Genomic DNA, 17482 nt, shown 5'->3' with positions numbered 1-17482 from the left:
CGATGATGGCAGTACCGTCTACGCCACGGGCCCCTTATCGACCATGCCTTTGTTTTTAGCGTTCTTACCATTGATTTTAGTTATTGGCGTGAATGCGCTATTTACTTATTGGATCTTTCCTCTGACAGATTTTTCAGCGTTTGCCGATAAATTTCCTCACGTCGAACCCGCCAAAATGAAAGGGCTCTGGGCTTTGATTATTGCTCTGGTAAGTGCCTGTTTTACCCTTATTGTGACGCGATTAGGTCGTTGGGAAAACCTTAAAGAAACCGTCAACCAAGGTGTGTTCGGTTTTATGCTGCCTTTATTTAATACCGCATCAGAAGTGGGCTATGGTGCCGTGATTGCCGGCTTAGCCGGTTTTGCTCTGATTCGCGATGCCGTGTTAAACCTGACCCCCAGCAACCCCCTCATTTCCGAAGCCATCGCCATGAACGTATTAGCGGGCATTACCGGTTCCTCGTCTGGCGGGCTAAGTATTGCTTTACAAACCTTAGGCGCCGATTATTTAGCCATGGCTCAACAGGCCGGCATTAGCCCAGAACTCATGCACCGCGTTGCTGTCATGGCCGCTGGTGGATTCGACACCCTGCCCCACTGCGGCGCTATTATTACGCTTCTAGCTATTTGTAAGCTCAATCATCGTCAGTCCTATATGAATATCGCTATGGTAACAATGGTAGCCCCATTATTTGCCATCATTACTGTCATTACACTAGGGACCATATTTGGTAGCTTCTAATAAAAACGCTCCTCAAAGGGAGCGTTTCATTACACTTCTTACGAATAATATAGCAAAGCCTAGCCTACAATATTATTTCTTTTTCTACTCATGAATTACTACGACTGAACTGATGTCAACTCATCCAGCTTCTATTTACTGTGGAATCTCGATTTTTCTTCTTGGTTGCCTTGCATTAATTGCACCTAGTGGCTACTCCATCAGCGGCCTATTATTACTAGTAGGAGGCCTCTACATACTCAATCAACCTAAATCACCACTCAACTCAGCGGACAAATGGCTTCTTACCACCCTAGCCCTCTTTACCCTTGAGGGTATTTTTAATGGACTTTGGCATCAGCTAAGCAGCCAAAACTATGACAAAATCATACGATTTATTTTAGCTATTCCTATCTTTTTTTATATTCGATGGGCTAAGCCTTCTGTTTCTTGGGTATGGGGTGGGTTAGGCATCGGCGGAACTCTCATTGGCTTTCAAGCCCTCTATGAACGTATGGCACATGGCGTAGAGCGAGTCAGCGGCTATACCCATGCCATACAGTTTGGTAATCTCTCAATGCTCACAGCCTTCTTCTGTCTGGCAGGTTTAGGGTGGAGTCTGTCACGCTCCCCAAAGAAACGCTCTGCATTTACATGGCTACTCATATTTGGCGCCATAGGTGGGATATTGGGCTCACTACTTTCTGGCAGTCGGGGGGGCTGGGTTGGACTACCTTTGGTACTCCTTGTGCTTTATCGCGCCTACCACCCCTTTTTTTCATTGCGTCTCAAACTAAGCCTAGGAATCTTGGTAATAATTACAGGGTTAGTTGTGTTCTCTATTCCACAACTTAACGTTCAGCCTCGCATCCAAAGAGCCTTTGAGGACATTGCGCTTTATCAGAAAGGCAATAGCAATACATCACTAGGGGCTCGTTTTGAAATGTGGCAAGGTGCGATCCAGCTCACTCAAACTAAACCACTGTTTGGTTGGGGCAAAGATCAATATCAAAACGGCATGGTTGAACTTGCCGAACAAGGTTATGCAAATCCAGTTGTTAAAACATTCAGCCATGCTCATAATGAGTTCATTGATCGTACCGCCAAACATGGTGTGGTTGGCCTGATCGTTTTGCTCCTGCTGTATGGAGTACCGCTTTGGTATTTTAACCCTTATCTCAAAAATCCTGATTTAAGTATACGAGCCCTCGCTGTTAGCGGTACGATTCTACCTGTCGCTTACATTGATTTTGGTTTATCACAAACCTTTTTAAGCCATAACAGTGGGGTCATGATGTATGCGCTCTGGCTGGTCATCTGGGCTGCCTGTTTACGCAATACTATCGAGGCAAGCACGTCGCCTGCTGCCACTGAGCCTTAAACTCATTACGAATTTGTACCTCGGGCTGTATTTTGCCAATCAAAATTAACTGTATCGGGGGCGGTAGTGTCCCCAGGCCCTCTACGTAACCCGAGGCATGCTGGCTGCTCTGATAGTGCAAAAACCCTTTTACTTGCCCAGAAACACCATGTTTAGGCGCATGACAAACACCACTAAAATGCAAATGATCCGTGTCCTGCTCGTCCAGCTGTAGCTCACAATCCCCTAGCGCCTGTTGCAAAAACGATAAACTCTGTTGTGGATCACGCAAAACGGCAGCTTGCTTTGGTGTTAAACACTCTGTAAAGCGGGCAGGATCATAATTTTCCAGTTTTTTTAATTGCTCTGGCTTTAATAGGGCCGCCGCCTGCTGTTTGATTAACTGCAACTGTGGGCCAATGTCTTTACCCTCGGCAAAAGTTTGTGTGGTAATCTGCCATTGACCCGCCTGAGGTGCAACAGAAAGCGGAGCCGCCAAAACAGCCCCTGCACTCAAGCTCAAAACCATACTAAAAAAATATCGCTTCATACGCCTACCTATTTATATGTAGCCATCTCAATGGACGACCTCTTTTTCCAACATTAGCACAGCTAGGTTTCTCATGGATCATTTTGAAAATTTGTTACCTATCGGTGCCATTGTGCACCAAAATGCCGATGCTGCCGATGCCCATTTGGCCGCTTTTATCCAATCGCTCCAAGAGCAAGGTAAGCGCGTATTAGGCGTTATTCAAGCTCCCGAAGAAGTCAGCTACGCTTATGGCAGCCAAATGGGTATTATTAACCTAGATAATGGCGCCTATACTTCTATCGCCCAAAAATTAGGCAAGCATAACACCAGTTGTTGCTTAGACTCAGCAGCTGTCAGCCAAGCCTGTACGATTTTGCAGCACGCTCGTGCGCAAAACCCCGATCTTATTGTCGTTAACCGCTTTGGCAAGCTTGAAGCAGAAGGGGAAGGCTTTGCCAGCGAGATGCTCGAAATCATGAGCCTCGGCCTGCCTATGATTACGGTTGTAGCCGATCGCTTTCTAGATGAATGGCGTGTTTTTTCTGGCGGTTTAGCGCAAGAGATTCCTGCGCAGCTCTCAGCTATGCAAAGCTGGTTTGAACAAGCTAACGCTCTCCATACTTCCTAGTCTGCTTTACGACCAACCATATGAAATAAAGTAATAAGCATATAAGGTTATAATATAAACATCTTTTTCTTATATGCTTAAAAAATGATCAGCAGCATTCTTGGTTTTATGGTGGGGCTCACCCTTGGCCTCACAGGAGCAGGTGGCGGGATTTTAGCGGTGCCCGCCTTGGTTTTAGGGGTGGGACTAAGTATGACTACGGCCGCCCCTATTGCGCTTATTGCCGTTGGGTTAGCGGCCCTAACTGGTGCCCTCGACGGTTTGCGGCGCCGGATGGTACGTTATAAAGCCGCTTTACTGATGTCGGTAATTGGGGGGGTTGTCTCCCCTTTTGGGGTGTGGCTTGCACAGCGTTTACCTGAGTTCTGGTTAATGGTGTTATTTAGTGGTGTGATGTTTATTGTTGCTGCACGCATGTTTAACCAAGCACGCCGCAGCCAAAAATCCGGGCAAGCGGACACCCCAACAACGCCCAAAGCCTGCATGATATCGGAAACCACGGGTAAATTTATCTGGAATAAAACCAGCACCCTCACACTTGGTAGTATTGGTGCGGTATCTGGCCTATTAACCGGCCTACTTGGCGTGGGTGGTGGTTTTATTATTGTGCCAATGCTCAAACGTTTTACTAACTTAAAGATTCACAGTATTGTCGCCACCTCATTGATGGTGATCGCATTGGTTTCCGCCGTCACAGTGCTCAATGCACTCACATCTAGCTCAGCCCTGCAGCATCCGGCTACTTGGCCTTTTGTTGGCTTTGTGGTGGCAGGAATGATCGGTGGTCGTATTGTGGCCCCAAAAATTCCCCCTACCTATATACAAATCGGCTTTGCATTGCTATGTGCTTTATCAGCATGTATTGTGCTGTTTAATGCACTCGCTCCCATTGCCCATTTTTAACCGTCAATAACTCGACCCCGCGCTCATCAAACCCACTATGATCGTCGGGGGTCATGTTGTAAATGCCCTGCGTGCCTGGCAGCTCCTTAATGTTTTCTAGCGCGGTGCGCAGAGCTTGACGGAACGCTTCTGTACCTGGCTGCGCTTGCTCAGCCGCTACCGGCAATGCTGCGACCAATAACAACCCAGCATCATACACATTCCCCCCAAAGGTCGCGGGCATATGACCGTACTTTTCGTTATAGCGCTGCATATAATCCTGAGCAATGGCTTTAGAGGGGTTGTCATCTTCGATTTGTTCAGGCACCAACATCAAGCTCCCACCTAAAATGGTTCCCTCAACGGCTTTACCCCCTAAACGCAGGAAGTCGTTCATCGCCGCCCCATGTGTTTGATAAACCGTGCCAGCATAATTGCGCTCATATAAGCTAGCTTGGGGCAATACCGCCGGCCCGCCAGGCGCCGCCACTAATACCGCATCGGGATTAGCACTCATCAGTTTTAACACTTGACCGGTTACTGAGGTATCCGGGCGCTTGAAGCGCTCATTGGCTACTAAGCGGATTCCATACTGCTCCAATCGCTCGGTCATGACACCGTACCATGTTTCACCATATGCATCGGCGGTGCCAATAAAACCTAGTGTTTTCACCCCATTATCTTGCATATGCTGCAAAAGCTTATCTGCTACTAAACCATCATTTTGCGTGGTTTTAAAAACCCATTTTTTCTTTTCATCCATGGGCAACACCAATGAGATAGAACCCACAGGGGCCAATAATGGAGTTTGAGCCTCGCTGACCAAATCAATCAAAGCAAGCGCATGTGGCGTGCCCGAAGGCCCAATAATGGCATCGACTTTTTCTTCTGTGATCAGTTTTCTAACCGAAGTCACCGTATTATTTGGCTCACTGGCATCATCTAGATGAATATATTGAATGCTTAAATCCCCAATCTTTTCAGGTAGCATCATCGCGGTATTACGCTGAGGAATCCCAATAGCAGACACCACACCCGTGGAAGAAGCAATGGTTCCTATTTTTACTTGCGCCCATGACAATGTGCTGAGCCCAACCCCTACCACCACCCCAAAAACACATGCAATTTGTTTTAGTTTCATGCTTTTTCTCATCTTAGTTGAACCATAAAAGATGCCTTACTTTACTGTCTTAAGGAGCAAAACATAGGAGGGTTTACGCTAAAAATGGGGTTTTCACCTAGAAAAAAGGGCATTTGTTTTTACTTTAGATGGCTAAAATTAAGAAGTAAACTATTTATTCGGAGAGTCACTATGGAACCCACTGGGCTCGTAGACCAATTTGCACGCAATCATTTACCGCCCTTAGATCAATGGCCTGTTTTATTACTGGACAACAACCCAGACATTGCCTACCCAAAACGACTCAATGCGGCCATCGAGCTCCTGAGCCAACAAGTGCATAATGGCTTTGGCGACCATATCGCTTTAGAGTGGCTGGAGAATAATGAAAAAAAGCACGTCACCTATCGAGAGCTCGACCAGCTCAGTAATCAAATTGCTCATGTTTTTGTCGAGGACATGGGGTTAGTCAGTGGTAATCGCATTTTATTACGTGGTCCCAACAACCTGATGATGGCAGCGAGCTGGCTCGCCGCACTTAAAGCGGGCCTGGTCACCGTACCCACTATGCCTTTACTGCGTGCGGTAGAACTCAAAACCATTTTAGATAAAGCCGAAGTGCAAGCTGCCGTGTGCGACCAACGCTTAGCCGAGGAGCTAAACTACTGCATGGATCCAGAGCACCCTCATTACAGCCCTTTTTTGCAAACGGCTGTGTTTTTTAATTCGGATCATGCACAAAGCCTAGAGCAGCTGGCTAAAACCAAACCTACGGATTTCTCCGCCTGTGATACGGCGGCAGATGATGTGTGCCTTATCGCTTTTACCAGCGGTACCACCGGTCAGCCAAAGGGCTGTATGCACTTTCACCGTGATGTCTTAATCATGTGTGACACTTTTGCCAAGCATATTTTACGCTTACAGCCACAAGATAAAGTTTGTGGTACCCCACCTTTAGCTTTTACTTTTGGATTAGGTGGTTTGCTCTGCTTTCCTTTACGCGCAGGAGCCAGCGCTGTACTAGCAGAAAGCCTAAACCCGCGCACGATGCTGGAGTACATCGATCGCTTTCAGGTCACAATGACGTTTACCGCCCCCACGTTCTATCGCCAAATGGCAGGACTTGTTCAAAACTTTTCCCTAAAAAGTCTGCACAGCACAGTCTCAGCGGGCGAAGCCTTACCACAGGCTACGCGAGAGTTATGGAAAAAAGCGACAGGGATCGAGATGATCGATGGCATAGGCGGCACCGAAATGATCCATGTTTATGTCTCTAGTCGTCCCGAAGACGTTCGCCCGGGAGCCATTGGACAAGTTGTGCCTGGTTTTGAGGCTCAGGTCGTGGATGATCAGCTGCAACCTGTTCCTAACGGTACCGTCGGCCGTCTGGCAGTACGCGGCCCTACGGGCTGTCGATACCTGAGCGACCCTCGTCAAACACAGTTTGTCCAAGGGGGATGGAATTTACCCGGCGATACATTCATCATGGACGATGATGGCTATTTATATTATCAAGCTCGCAATGACGATATGATTATTTCATCTGGGTATAACATTGCCGGTCCAGAGGTTGAAGACTGTTTGCTCAAACACCCTGCAGTAGCTGAATGCGGTGTGATCGGTATCCCTGATGAGGTTCGTGGCCAAATCTTGAAAGCTTTTATCGTACTAAAAGACGAAGCAGAACCAAGCGAAGTATTAATTAAAGAGCTGCAAGATTTTGTTAAACAAAATGCCGCCCCCTATAAATACCCACGTGCCATAGAGTTCGTGGAAGCGTTGCCACGTACAGAAACCGGTAAACTACAACGCTTTATGTTGCGTCAAATGGCAAACACAAACTAAGGAAAATAAATTTCGATGCGCAAGCCTCCCAACGGTGAGCGCATCGCCTCGATATTGCCCCCATACAACAACACTAAATCGGCCACAATAGCTAAGCCCAACCCAGAGCCGGGAGCCAACTCGTCCGCACGCACACCCCGCTGAAAAATACGTGAATATGCTGAAGCGGCGATTCCTTTACCATCATCATCGATGGTGATTTTTAATGCATTTGGTCGACCTAAGGCCTCTGCCCGCTGTACTTGCACCTGTACCCGCGTTTCACACCATTTAAAAGCATTATCCAGCACGTTACCTAAAATCTCATGCAGATCTTGAGCCTCGCCTTTAAAGTACAACTCTTTTTGCCCTGAAAGCAGCTCAACCTGTACCGACTTAGGCTCATAAGCACGTTGCAGTAGTTTCACGAGACTATGCAAAGCGGGCAAAATCTCTGTGCGCACCCCTACGGTTTTTACCGCTGCCGCCACACGAGCGCGTGATAAATGATAATCCACTTGCTCTTGCGCAGCATGAATCTGCTGCAACACCAGTTGCGCAAGCTGCGGATCCGGTTTTTTCGCTGCATTAGCTAATACTGCTAAGGGTGTTTTAATCGCATGGGCCAAATTTCCCGCTTGGGTGCGCGCACGCTCAGTTACCTGGGCCTGACTACGCAAGACCCGATTAAACTCGGAAACCAATGGCTGGATCTCTTGTGGATATTGACCATCGATAGAGTTTGCGCGCCCCTCATGAACAGCCGCTAGTCGTTGGCGTAACTGGCGCAAAGGACGTAAACCCAGTTTTAGTTGCCACCATACCCCCACCACCAGCACACAGCCCAAAACCGCTAACGTTAGCACCAGCATCCACACAAAACGCTGTAAAGGCTCAGCAATCCAGCTTTTTTGTGCCGCCACCCATACTTGATAACGCTGCACATGAGAGGGCTCAGCTAACGCAATACTACGCCCTATCACATAGAGCTCCCCAAGCTCTGGATCCTTATAGCGAAACCACGTTTCTTTATTAATTTGTGAGCGCGGTGGGGTTAAGGTTTCATCCCATAAAGAATGCGAGAACAACAAAGGCTGGGACGACACATCAATCTGCCAATACAAACCGCTAAGCGGCTGCTCAAAGCGGGGGTCATTTAATGCCTGCGAAAGCCCCAGCTGCCCTGCTGAGTCCAGCGTCATCTGTGCAATCAATTGCATCATATGCATATTGAGTTCTTTATGCAGCTGTTCTTCAATATGTTGTTGAAAAAGCTGGTTCAGCAATGCCCCTGCTACCAATAAACTGCAAAACACCCACAGCATCGCTCCAACCAATAAACGCTGTGTTAGTGAGAGCTTGGTGAGCGTTTTTTTAAGCATGGGGGTTAATGAGCTTGTAGCCCAAGCCACGCACAGTTTGAATGTATTCTGCTGGAATTTTTTTACGTAAACGCCCAATAAACACGTCGATGGTATTTGAGTCTCGGTCCTGATCCTGAGCATAAATATGCTCGGTGAGATCAGCACGGGATACGACTTGCTCAGCGTGATGCATTAAATAAGCTAAAACCTTGTACTCGTGCCCAGTTAACGTTAAGGGCTGATGGGCAAATAAAAACTGGGATTGTCGTGTATCCAGCACCAAATCCCCACACACAAAGGTTGCACTGGCTTGCCCAGCGGCACGACGTAATAAAGCCCGTATACGGGCTAAGAGTTCCTGAATATGAAAGGGTTTGGTTAAATAGTCATCAGCACCAGCATCAATGCCACTGACTTTTTCATGCCATGTATCACGCGCGGTAAGAATCAGCACTGGATACGTGATTTGTTCATTACGCCAACGTTTTAGGACGGTGAGGCCATCTACCTGTGGTAAGCCCAGGTCCAAAACAACAGCATCATAGCTTTCTACCGCCCCCATATAATGGGCCTGCTCGCCATCGGTAGCGGTATCCACCACATACCCCTGTGCTTGTAATGACTCGGTGACTTGTTGTAATAAGTTGAGGTCGTCTTCTACAACCAAAATACGCATGTTTATTTCCTTTGGGCTTTACGACTTTTTACTTTTAAGACCTCTGCTGTCCGGGCATCGACATAAAGCTTAAGCACATATCCCCCATGTTGCAACAAGCGAATTTTATAGATGTACTGATGGTGGTGACGATCCAAGTCCACATCGAGAACACGCCCTGGATACTGGTGATGAATTTGGCGCAAAACCCAACGAAGTGGTTTGATATCACCACGGTGCCGGGCTTCGCGCCGTTGCTCTGGTGATAGGCTCGAGGCGTGCGTGGGCATAGACACGGTCGTGCTCACACCAATCCATAAGCAAAGGGCTAAAAAAAAGAGACGCATGAAGGAGTTTTAGACTTGCACCAAATAAAAAGCATAGGACAAACAAGATGAACCGATGATGAACAACGGCTTCATTTTGGGTTCATCCGGGTTCCTGCACAATGGAGTCATTGATGATTCGCGTTCCTTCTAAGGAGAAACAATGAAAGTAACGATCCCAACTTTAGCCGCTATCGCTACCACCGCTGCCTTAATCAGTGCCCCAGTCATGGCCACCCAGCCTGTTACCCCGATGAACACCATTATCGTTGCCGCCAATCAAGCCGATGCTCCGGACGTTAAAGGCGGTAAAGCACCTAAAGCTGAGCTTCCTGCTCGCTCCGAGTGGATGACACTCAAGCAAGCCTATGCAGCATTAGAAAAAGCCGGCTATCAAGACAAAGATATACGTAGTATCAGCAGTAGTCGCTACGGTTATATAGCACGTGTGGTCGACAAAGATGAAAAACGTATTCGCTTACTCGTGCATCCAACCGATGGCACCGTCACGATCCAAGAGCGTCGCAAAGACGATCGTCGTAAACACCGCCATCATAAAAACAACACAGATAACACCTAAACCGATTTTCTCTCGTTCTTTAGTTAACCTTAATTTAAAAAGGGCCTTCGTTTTCCGAAAGCCCTTCTTTTTTTACTGTCTATTTACCTAGCATACGTGGCATCACATCTTCCTCGCCACCAGCAATTCGGTGCTTAATTGCCATGACAATGTGCCCAGCAATCAATAAAAACAACAACCAGCCCAAATTACCGTGTAAGCTATTTCCTAAATCAACCATCCACTGAATTTTTTCGTCAGAGCCGGATAAAATAGGAATCGTATTCCAATAGGTAAAAGGGCGACCGCTCCCAATAGTACGTAATACTGCGATAAAAGGAACAGCTAGCATCAATACATATAAAGCCAAATGCCCAAGCTTAGTTATGGTGTTATTGTGTGGACGGTGTTTGCTTTGACTAATCGCCCATAATATACGCAACACACCTAACCATAAAATGGTGAAGCCCACCTGCCCATGATATTGAAACACAGCTTTAGTAAAAGCAGCGTCTTTATCAATAAAACGGGCACAGGCGGTTAAAAACATCCACGCAAATCCCAACGCCATAAACCAATGAAAAAAACGCGAAAGCGTACCATAACGTTCTGTGGTGTCACCCATCATCTACATCTCCTAATCAATATAACGATATAAACAGCCCTTTATAGTGTACTGATCCTATATCACAAGGCAATTACTGCACAGACGGATGCGCTCCGTTATGCACCCATTCACGCCAGATCGCTACTAATAAAGCCATCAAAACCGGTCCGATAAATAACCCCACAATCCCCATCGTTTTCACACCGCCCACCAAACCAAAAAAGGTAGGTAAAAAAGGAAGCTTGACTGGCCCACCTACCAAACGAGGGCGCAAGGTTTTATCCACAATAAATAGCTCAATAGCCCCCCATAAAAATAAAGCTATACCAGCCACGGTTTTACCAGAACCAACCAAGTAAAGGGAAACCAATGTAAAAGATAAAGGTGCGCCCCCAGGAATAAGCGCCATAAATCCCGTCACGGCACCCAATAATGCGGGAGATGGAACGCCAGCAATCCAGTAAGCGATCCCTAATACGACCCCCTCGCCAAGCGCAATGAGCCCCATGCCTGTGACAGTGGAGTTTACGGTTGCGGGCACCACGCGTGAAAAACGCTGCCAACGCGTCGGCAAAATGCGCTCACCCACAATATCAATTTGCGCCAAAATACGATAACCGTCTTTATAGATAAAAAATAGCGTAATCAATAAAAACAACAGTGTGAGCAACAAATGAAAAACATTACCCGTAGCACTCAATACCATCCGGTATATATTACCCAAGTGCTCACCACTGACCATTTCGACCAAAGCCCCTAAAGCATGAGGCTCACCTAAATACAGTTCCCAGTACTCTGTGATCCTAGCACCAATAACAGGAAGTGACGGAATCCAATCCGGTACAGGCATGCCATATCGGTTTGCTGCCAACGCCCACACCACAAAAGAGCTCGCCTCTTTAATAACATAAGTTAAAGCAAATGACAGCGGAGCAATAATCACCCCAATTACAATTAAAATTGCTACCGTAGCGGCAACCAGAGATCGTCCTTTAAAATAAGCAAGCAGCCGCGTGTACGCTGGCCAGCTCGCCAAGCCAATGATTAAAGCCCCTAAAACCGGAACAATAAAATCTTTAAGAAAAAATAAACCCGCTAATACCACTAATAAAAGTAGCCAGCGGGCAATCAAAAACGGAGGGAGTACAGGTTGCATAAACGCGTCAAAAGGCCTTCAGAGGTGATGCAGGAAGTTGTCGCTTATGTGCGCCCTGACGATAGTGACGCACAATAATATCAAATGCCTCAGGGCTAACAGGTTGCCCTGTTAAAAAAGCATCAATATCCTCATAGCTTAAACCAAAAGCGACCTCATCGGGGCGCAAAGGGGTTAAGGACTCTAAATCAGCAGTCGGCACTTTATGAACCAAATGCGAAGGTACGTCTAGCTGCATCGCTAAATCACGCACCTGCTGCTTAGTTAGCCCAGCCAGCGGCATCAGATCCGCAGCGCCATCCCCGTATTTGGTGAAAAAGCCCATGAGCACCTCGGCAGCCTGATCGCTACCCAATACTAGGCCGGCATTCGCCGCCGCTACGGCATAGCATACCACCATACGCTGCCGGGCTTTTACATTACCCAGCACAAAATCCTGCTGCTGAGGTGAAGAAAAATTTTGCCCAGCTTGTTTTAATGCGTGCTGAATGGCATCGGTTGCAGCCTGAATATTGATATGCAAAAAGCGATCGGGTTGAATATGCCGAATCGCGTCTTCGGCATCCTGTGCATCGGCTTGCACCCCATAAGGTAAACGTAACGCGATAAATTGCGCATCGTATTGCTCCGCGCGCAACTGTTCTACCGCTTGCTGTGCCATGCAGCCCACGACGAGCGAATCAATCCCACCACTAATACCGATCACTAAACTTTTGGCACCGCTTTGACGCACATAGTCTTTAATAAAAGCGATGCGCTCAGTGAGCTCCTGCGCGGCAGTAATCACTGGTTTTACACCAAGTTCGGTAATAATTTGTTGTTGAATACGTTTTTGCTGTGAGCTGAGCATGACACACCTACGCATTATTTAGGTAAGACTTGGCTGACATCACGCACGGCGCCCCGGTCGGCCGAGGTAGCCAGCGCCGCATAAGCACGTAAGGCTTGAGATACAACACGATCTCGCTGCTCTGTAGGCTGCCAAGCGTCTTTGCCACGGGCATTCATCGCATCGCGACGAGCCTGAAGTTCCTCGTCAGATATAGCCAAATGAATACGACGGTTTGGAATATCAATTTCAATGGTATCGCCATCTTCGACTAATGCAATATTACCGCCCTCTGCGGCTTCGGGAGAAGCATGACCAATCACTAAACCAGACGAACCACCGGAAAAACGTCCATCGGTTAATAAGGCCGCACTTTTGCCTAACCCCATGGATTTTAAGTAAGAAGTCGGGTAGAGCATTTCTTGCATACCAGGACCACCTTTAGGCCCCTCATAGCGAATAATTACAACATCGCCCGCTACGACTTTGCCATTTAAAATCCCATCAACGGCAGACTCTTGACTTTCAAATACGCGGGCTTTGCCGGTAAACTGCAAAATACTGTCATCGACCCCAGCGGTTTTCACAATACAACCATTTACCGCTAAGTTGCCATACATGACCGCTAAACCGCCATCCTGAGAGTACGCGTGTTCTTTGCTGCGAATACAGCCATTTTCACGGTCCGTATCCAAACTCTCGTAATAACGATCTTGACTAAAAGCAACCTGAGTCGGCACCCCACCTGGGGCACTACGATAAAACGTATCCACGGCTTTGGCATTTGGCCCCATCACATCCCAACGCTGGATGGCCTCGCCCAGCGTGCCGCTGTGGACATTCCCCACCTCTAGGTTTAGCAAACCAGCACGTGCGAGCTCACCTAAAATCCCCATAATACCACCGGCACGGTGCACGTCTTCCATATGATATTGCTCAGTAGCGGGAGCGACCTTACACAAACAGGGAACATGACGTGAAATACGGTCAATATCGGCCATGGTGAAATCCACTTCGGCCTCTTGGGCGGCGGCGAGTAAGTGCAGCACCGTATTCGTCGACCCCCCCATTGCTACGTCTAAAGCCATCGCATTTTCAAAGGCTTCACGCGTGGCGATACTACGTGGCAGAACCGAATCATCCTCTTGTTCATAATAACGCTTGCACAACTCTACAATTAGCGAGCCGGCTGTCTCGAACAACCCACGGCGGCGCGCATGTGTGGCTACTAGGCTACCATTACCAGGCAAAGCTAATCCTAGGGCTTCGGTTAGACAGTTCATCGAGTTTGCTGTAAACATCCCTGAACATGAGCCACAGGTAGGGCAGGCACTGCGCTCAATATCAGCCACTTCTTCGTCACTGACGGAAGCATCTGCCGCTTGAACCATGGCATCCACTAAGTCTAATTTACGCACCACGGTTTTACCGTCTTTAGCCATGACTTTACCGGCTTCCATGGGCCCACCCGATACAAAAATCACTGGGATATTAACGCGCAAAGCCGCCATTAACATGCCGGGGGTGATTTTGTCGCAGTTTGAAATACACACCATGGCGTCGGCACAGTGGGCATTCACCATATACTCAACTGAGTCAGCAATCAGTTCACGCGAAGGCAACGAGTACAACATCCCGTCGTGCCCCATGGCGATGCCATCATCGACAGCAATGGTATTGAACTCTTTTGCTACTCCCCCTGCTGCCTCGATTTGGCGAGCCACGAGTTGCCCGAGGTCTTTAAGATGTACATGACCCGGCACAAACTGGGTAAACGAGTTAACAACAGCAATGATAGGTTTTTCAAAATCCCCATCTTTCATCCCAGTTGCGCGCCACAAAGCGCGCGCGCCGGCCATGTTACGGCCATGAGTAGAAGTACGTGAACGATATTGTGGCATTTGATAATCTCTAGCAAAAAAGCATAATAAAGCGTTTATGATAGACGGCTCTGCCGCTTTAGGCGAATACTATTCGTATTCTAACGCGAAGCTGTCCATCCTTCATCCTACCGGTACCCGCCTGATCTGTCATTCATGGCACAATCAAGGATTGGCAAAACTAACCCCTATTGTTGATTTCATCATGCAGCATCTTCATACCCCGATCTATCCCCGTGGGCTTCCCGCCCTAGAGCCCGAGTTATTACCACTTTTAGATCAGCATCAGGCTCAATTAAGCGCACTGATTCAAGCCCATCAGGGTTTTTTACCCTATGATCAATGGATGCAAGCAGCTCTATATGCCCCCCATTTTGGCTATTACACTGGTGGCAGCACAAAATTTCATACCGCTGGGGACTTCACTACAGCACCAGAAATCACCCCCCTATTTGGGCAAACCCTAGCAAACCAAGTACAACAAATTCTACAACAATGTGCTGGGACAACAATTTTAGAGTTCGGGGCCGGATCCGGAGCGTTAGCGGAATCCATACTGGTCAGCCTCAATCAATTGGGACTCCCTAACATACAGTACTGTATCTTGGAGCTATCTCCCACACTACGACAGCGCCAACAAGCCCGTCTTGCTCCATTTGCTAAGCAAGTCCAATGGTTGGAAACCTTACCGTCTGCTTTTACCGGTTGTGTTATCGCTAACGAGGTACTGGACGCCATGCCCATCCATTTGGTACAGCGCGACCAAAATGGCGCGATTCTAGAGCTTGGCGTTGGGCTCAACACAGATACATCTGCCTCTGCCCCGAGCCCTTTTGTTTTATTAGGTCGCCCAGCCTCAACCGAGTTGGCTCAGTTGGCAGACTCTCGCCTACCTGATCTAGCTGGATACCGCTCTGAAATCAACTTACACGCAGAAAGCTGGATACAAGCCATGGGCCAATGGCTCAAAAAAGGCGCTGCTCTACTCATTGACTATGGCTTTAGTCAACGCGAGTACTACCACCCCCAACGCCATATGGGCACACTGATGTGCCATTTCCGTCACTTTGCTCATGACGAGTCCTTAATCCTACCTGGCTTTCAAGATATTACCGCTCATGTGGATTTTACCGCCATAGCTGATGCTGCTATCGCGGCGCAGTTAGATGTGCTTGGCTATGCCTCTCAAGCCCATTTCTTATTAAATAGCGGGCTACCACAACATTTAGAACAATTACAAACTCAACTCGATATGCAGCAACCCGCCCATCTTCAAAGCTGGACCCAACAAGTCTCTGCCGTACAAAAACTACTCTCCGAAGCAGAAATGGGCGAACTCTTTAAGGTCATGGCGATCGGTAAGCATATCGCCCCCCCCTTATTAGGTTTTACAGCTCGCGACCGTCGTGACTATCTCTAAGGGCGCGACATGAATACCGTTCCTACTCAATCTTTTGCCCGTCATATCGCAATTTTGATCTTATTATGTGTGGGCTGTAGTTTTGCCAGTGCGCATATTGCCGCACGTATTTCCTTTGACCATGGTACAGGGCTACTGACGGCTGTGGTTTTTCGCTCGGGGATTAGCCTACTTTTACTCGCTCTGATTGCGCTTTGGCAAAAACAGAGTCTGCGCATACGCTGGTCTATTGCCCCATGGCAAATCCTATTAGGTTTACTGATTGCAATACAAAGTATTTGTATTTATTCCGCTGTCACCCGTATTCCTGTCGGCATTGCGCTATTAACGGCTAATACCTTTCCTGCACAACTGGCTTTGCTTTCTTGGGCTTTAGGGGGGAAACCACCCAGCCGTAAAGCCAGTGTACTCATGGGAATTATTCTCATCGGCCTGCTTCTGGCGCTTGATATCCCAAGCCTAATCGAAGCCGGCACGGACCATCTTTATATTTGGCTCACCGGCATTGCTTTTGCGCTTACCGCCGCCTTTTCTTTTTCTATTGGTTTGTGGGTCACCGAAAACAAACTCAAGCACCTTAAAGGCAGCGCCCGTAGTTTTTACACCATGCTCACCGTATTAATCACCACTTTTACGGCAGGACATCTAGGCGTAATGCCTGGCGGCCTTAGCTGGCCTGAAAGTGGTACTGGTTGGGGGACGTTGATCTTACTGAGTAGCTTATATGCGCTGGCTTTTATTACGCTTTTCATGCTGGCGCCCCGCCTAAACCTAGCTCAGAATGCGCCTGCGATGAATATCGAACCCGTGGCCTCATTAACCCTAGGTTGGATTATTTTGGGTCAGCAATTAAGTACCATGCAAATCATTGGGGGTGCCTTGGTGGTTTCTTGCATTGTGGCCTTTGCTTACGCTAAAGATGAGCGCTAATGGCAGCAAGGCGCGCCTGCCAGATAGCCTGGGGGATCGCCGCGCCCTGGCCCGCATAGTGCTTTGCAATCGCTCCGGCATCCACCGCACAAAAGGCGTGTGCCCACTGGCGCCACTGCTCAATGTCTAAGGGTATAGCGCAAGCAGCTGCTTGCAACACACTTTCAAAGCGCTCTGGGCGACGTAATACATCCATTTGCTGTAAAGCTTGAGCCACCTGCTCTGCACTCAGGTCTGACTGTAGCTGCTCAATAAACAACGGCACAAGTCGGACTAAATCCACATAGGCTGCAGGAGTGCGCAGCTGTTTAACCAATGCAAGGCGAGTAGGGCTTTGCCACAAGAGTAGTGCTAAGCGCTGTGCTGTAGTAAGCCCCTGCTGCACGGCTTGTGTCATCGCCTGCTCGATCTGCGTATTCACCACCAGCCCAGGCAAAATGCGCGTTAACGCCCCGCACTGTGCTAATACTGCCATCATACGCAAGGGCTGCTCAGTAGCCAATGCTTTATGCAGCTCTTGCCAGACCCGCTCAGGCACCAACGCATCGACCTCGCCATTTTCTACCAGCACCGTGGCAAACTGCATCGTGGTAGGCGCAATAGAAAAATCAGAAAAACGCGCTGCAAAACGCGCTAAACGCAACAACCGGACTGGATCCTCGATAAACGCATCGCCGACATGGCGTAAT

General features: G+C 48.1%; 16 protein-coding genes and 2 pseudogenes. 8 read left to right on the top strand and 10 right to left on the bottom strand.

Annotated features, from left to right (window positions below; all coding sequences use genetic code 11):
• A pseudogene (locus Q1V74_RS02655) lies at nucleotides 1–742 on the top strand (GntP family permease); the annotation flags it as partial.
• Nucleotides 743–854: 112 nt separating this feature from the next.
• Nucleotides 855–2102: an O-antigen ligase family protein gene (locus Q1V74_RS02650; protein WP_300646945.1), complete on the top strand. Its 1248-nt coding sequence runs from the start codon at nucleotides 855–857 to the stop codon at nucleotides 2100–2102.
• Here the strand turns inward: Q1V74_RS02650 and Q1V74_RS02645 are convergent.
• On the bottom strand, nucleotides 2062–2631 hold the full coding sequence (locus Q1V74_RS02645) for a DUF3617 family protein (protein ID WP_300646944.1): 570 nt from the start codon (nucleotides 2629–2631) through the stop codon (nucleotides 2062–2064). The genes Q1V74_RS02650 and Q1V74_RS02645 overlap by 41 nt on opposite strands.
• Before the next feature lie 73 nt (nucleotides 2632–2704).
• Between Q1V74_RS02645 and Q1V74_RS02640 the strand changes: the two genes are divergently transcribed.
• A complete protein-coding gene (locus Q1V74_RS02640) occupies nucleotides 2705–3241 on the top strand; it encodes a DUF2478 domain-containing protein (protein ID WP_300646943.1) in 537 nt (178 codons plus the stop codon).
• Nucleotides 3242–3325: 84 nt separating this feature from the next.
• A complete protein-coding gene (locus tag Q1V74_RS02635; RefSeq protein ID WP_300646942.1) occupies nucleotides 3326–4144 on the top strand; it encodes a sulfite exporter TauE/SafE family protein in 819 nt (272 codons plus the stop codon).
• Here the strand turns inward: Q1V74_RS02635 and Q1V74_RS02630 are convergent.
• A complete protein-coding gene (locus Q1V74_RS02630) occupies nucleotides 4113–5264 on the bottom strand; it encodes an ABC transporter substrate-binding protein (protein ID WP_300646941.1) in 1152 nt (383 codons plus the stop codon). The two genes, Q1V74_RS02635 and Q1V74_RS02630, sit on opposite strands and share 32 nt — an antisense overlap.
• A gap of 171 nt (nucleotides 5265–5435) precedes the next feature.
• Between Q1V74_RS02630 and Q1V74_RS02625 the strand changes: the two genes are divergently transcribed.
• The gene (locus Q1V74_RS02625; RefSeq protein ID WP_300646940.1) at nucleotides 5436–7088 is read left to right on the top strand and encodes an AMP-binding protein; all 1653 of its coding nucleotides are present in this window, start codon (nucleotides 5436–5438) and stop codon (nucleotides 7086–7088) included.
• Here the strand turns inward: Q1V74_RS02625 and Q1V74_RS02620 are convergent.
• From Q1V74_RS02620 to Q1V74_RS02610, 3 genes are read right to left on the bottom strand one after another with little or no spacing between them, the layout of a single operon-like run.
• Entirely contained in the window at nucleotides 7085–8449 is a 1365-nt protein-coding gene (locus Q1V74_RS02620) for an ATP-binding protein (protein ID WP_300646939.1), read from the bottom strand. The genes Q1V74_RS02625 and Q1V74_RS02620 overlap by 4 nt on opposite strands.
• A complete protein-coding gene (locus Q1V74_RS02615; protein ID WP_260649438.1) occupies nucleotides 8442–9107 on the bottom strand; it encodes a response regulator transcription factor in 666 nt (221 codons plus the stop codon). The genes Q1V74_RS02620 and Q1V74_RS02615 overlap by 8 nt, the downstream gene beginning before the upstream one ends.
• Before the next feature lie 2 nt (nucleotides 9108–9109).
• On the bottom strand, nucleotides 9110–9394 hold the full coding sequence (locus tag Q1V74_RS02610; protein WP_300646938.1) for a PepSY domain-containing protein: 285 nt from the start codon (nucleotides 9392–9394) through the stop codon (nucleotides 9110–9112).
• Nucleotides 9395–9575: 181 nt separating this feature from the next.
• Here Q1V74_RS02610 and Q1V74_RS02605 point away from each other — a divergent pair, with 181 nt between their 5' ends.
• Nucleotides 9576–9992: a hypothetical protein gene (locus Q1V74_RS02605; RefSeq protein ID WP_300646937.1), complete on the top strand. Its 417-nt coding sequence runs from the start codon at nucleotides 9576–9578 to the stop codon at nucleotides 9990–9992.
• 79 nt (nucleotides 9993–10071) lie between these two features.
• On the opposite strand, the gene Q1V74_RS02600 is transcribed toward Q1V74_RS02605, so the two are convergent.
• The 4 genes from Q1V74_RS02600 to ilvD all read right to left on the bottom strand — a co-directional run bounded on the left by Q1V74_RS02600 (nucleotide 10072) and on the right by ilvD (nucleotide 14464).
• Nucleotides 10072–10599 carry a cytochrome b gene (locus Q1V74_RS02600; RefSeq protein WP_260649441.1) on the bottom strand — a complete coding sequence of 176 codons (528 nt, stop codon included), beginning with the start codon at nucleotides 10597–10599 and terminating at the stop codon, nucleotides 10072–10074.
• 70 nt (nucleotides 10600–10669) lie between these two features.
• Complete coding sequence (locus tag Q1V74_RS02595; protein ID WP_300646936.1) at nucleotides 10670–11734, bottom strand: AI-2E family transporter; 1065 nt, start codon at nucleotides 11732–11734, stop codon at nucleotides 10670–10672.
• Between the two features lie 7 nt (nucleotides 11735–11741).
• Complete coding sequence (nadE, locus tag Q1V74_RS02590) at nucleotides 11742–12584, bottom strand: ammonia-dependent NAD(+) synthetase (RefSeq protein ID WP_300646935.1); 843 nt, start codon at nucleotides 12582–12584, stop codon at nucleotides 11742–11744.
• A gap of 14 nt (nucleotides 12585–12598) precedes the next feature.
• The gene (gene ilvD / locus Q1V74_RS02585) at nucleotides 12599–14464 is read right to left on the bottom strand and encodes a dihydroxy-acid dehydratase (RefSeq protein ID WP_260649444.1); all 1866 of its coding nucleotides are present in this window, start codon (nucleotides 14462–14464) and stop codon (nucleotides 12599–12601) included.
• Nucleotides 14465–14501: 37 nt separating this feature from the next.
• Between ilvD and Q1V74_RS02580 the strand changes: the two genes are divergently transcribed.
• Both Q1V74_RS02580 and Q1V74_RS02575 read left to right on the top strand, forming a co-directional pair.
• Nucleotides 14502–15863 carry an SAM-dependent methyltransferase gene (locus Q1V74_RS02580; protein WP_300646934.1) on the top strand — a complete coding sequence of 454 codons (1362 nt, stop codon included), beginning with the start codon at nucleotides 14502–14504 and terminating at the stop codon, nucleotides 15861–15863.
• 9 nt (nucleotides 15864–15872) lie between these two features.
• Nucleotides 15873–16793 carry an EamA family transporter gene (locus Q1V74_RS02575; protein ID WP_300646933.1) on the top strand — a complete coding sequence of 307 codons (921 nt, stop codon included), beginning with the start codon at nucleotides 15873–15875 and terminating at the stop codon, nucleotides 16791–16793.
• On the opposite strand, the pseudogene Q1V74_RS02570 reads toward Q1V74_RS02575, so the two are convergent.
• Nucleotides 16777–17482, bottom strand: a pseudogene (locus Q1V74_RS02570) (CCA tRNA nucleotidyltransferase); the annotation flags it as partial. The gene Q1V74_RS02575 and the pseudogene Q1V74_RS02570 overlap by 17 nt on opposite strands.

It is taken from the genome of Paenalcaligenes sp., assembly GCF_030152715.1.
In the GTDB taxonomy this organism is placed as follows: Bacteria; Pseudomonadota; Gammaproteobacteria; order Burkholderiales; family Burkholderiaceae_B; genus Paenalcaligenes; species Paenalcaligenes hermetiae.
The sequence above is the reverse complement of the archived record's forward strand: the minus strand, read 5'-3'. Positions and strand labels throughout refer to the sequence as shown.

Excerpts from the sequence above, each read along its gene's own strand:
- Q1V74_RS02650 (WP_300646945.1), top strand. The coding sequence starts at position 855 with ATGTCAACTCATCCAGCTTCTATTTACTGTGGAATCTCGATTTTTCTT.
- Q1V74_RS02645 (WP_300646944.1), bottom strand. The coding sequence starts at position 2,631 with ATGAAGCGATATTTTTTTAGTATGGTTTTGAGCTTGAGTGCAGGGGCT.
- Q1V74_RS02640 (WP_300646943.1), top strand. The coding sequence starts at position 2,705 with ATGGATCATTTTGAAAATTTGTTACCTATCGGTGCCATTGTGCACCAA.
- Q1V74_RS02635 (WP_300646942.1), top strand. The coding sequence starts at position 3,326 with ATGATCAGCAGCATTCTTGGTTTTATGGTGGGGCTCACCCTTGGCCTC.
- Q1V74_RS02630 (WP_300646941.1), bottom strand. The coding sequence starts at position 5,264 with ATGAAACTAAAACAAATTGCATGTGTTTTTGGGGTGGTGGTAGGGGTT.
- Q1V74_RS02625 (WP_300646940.1), top strand. The coding sequence starts at position 5,436 with ATGGAACCCACTGGGCTCGTAGACCAATTTGCACGCAATCATTTACCG.
- Q1V74_RS02620 (WP_300646939.1), bottom strand. The coding sequence starts at position 8,449 with ATGCTTAAAAAAACGCTCACCAAGCTCTCACTAACACAGCGTTTATTG.
- Q1V74_RS02615 (WP_260649438.1), bottom strand. The coding sequence starts at position 9,107 with ATGCGTATTTTGGTTGTAGAAGACGACCTCAACTTATTACAACAAGTC.
- Q1V74_RS02605 (WP_300646937.1), top strand. The coding sequence starts at position 9,576 with ATGAAAGTAACGATCCCAACTTTAGCCGCTATCGCTACCACCGCTGCC.
- Q1V74_RS02600 (WP_260649441.1), bottom strand. The coding sequence starts at position 10,599 with ATGATGGGTGACACCACAGAACGTTATGGTACGCTTTCGCGTTTTTTT.
- Q1V74_RS02595 (WP_300646936.1), bottom strand. The coding sequence starts at position 11,734 with ATGCAACCTGTACTCCCTCCGTTTTTGATTGCCCGCTGGCTACTTTTA.
- nadE (WP_300646935.1), bottom strand. The coding sequence starts at position 12,584 with ATGCTCAGCTCACAGCAAAAACGTATTCAACAACAAATTATTACCGAA.
- ilvD (WP_260649444.1), bottom strand. The coding sequence starts at position 14,464 with ATGCCACAATATCGTTCACGTACTTCTACTCATGGCCGTAACATGGCC.
- Q1V74_RS02580 (WP_300646934.1), top strand. The coding sequence starts at position 14,502 with ATGATAGACGGCTCTGCCGCTTTAGGCGAATACTATTCGTATTCTAAC.
- Q1V74_RS02575 (WP_300646933.1), top strand. The coding sequence starts at position 15,873 with ATGAATACCGTTCCTACTCAATCTTTTGCCCGTCATATCGCAATTTTG.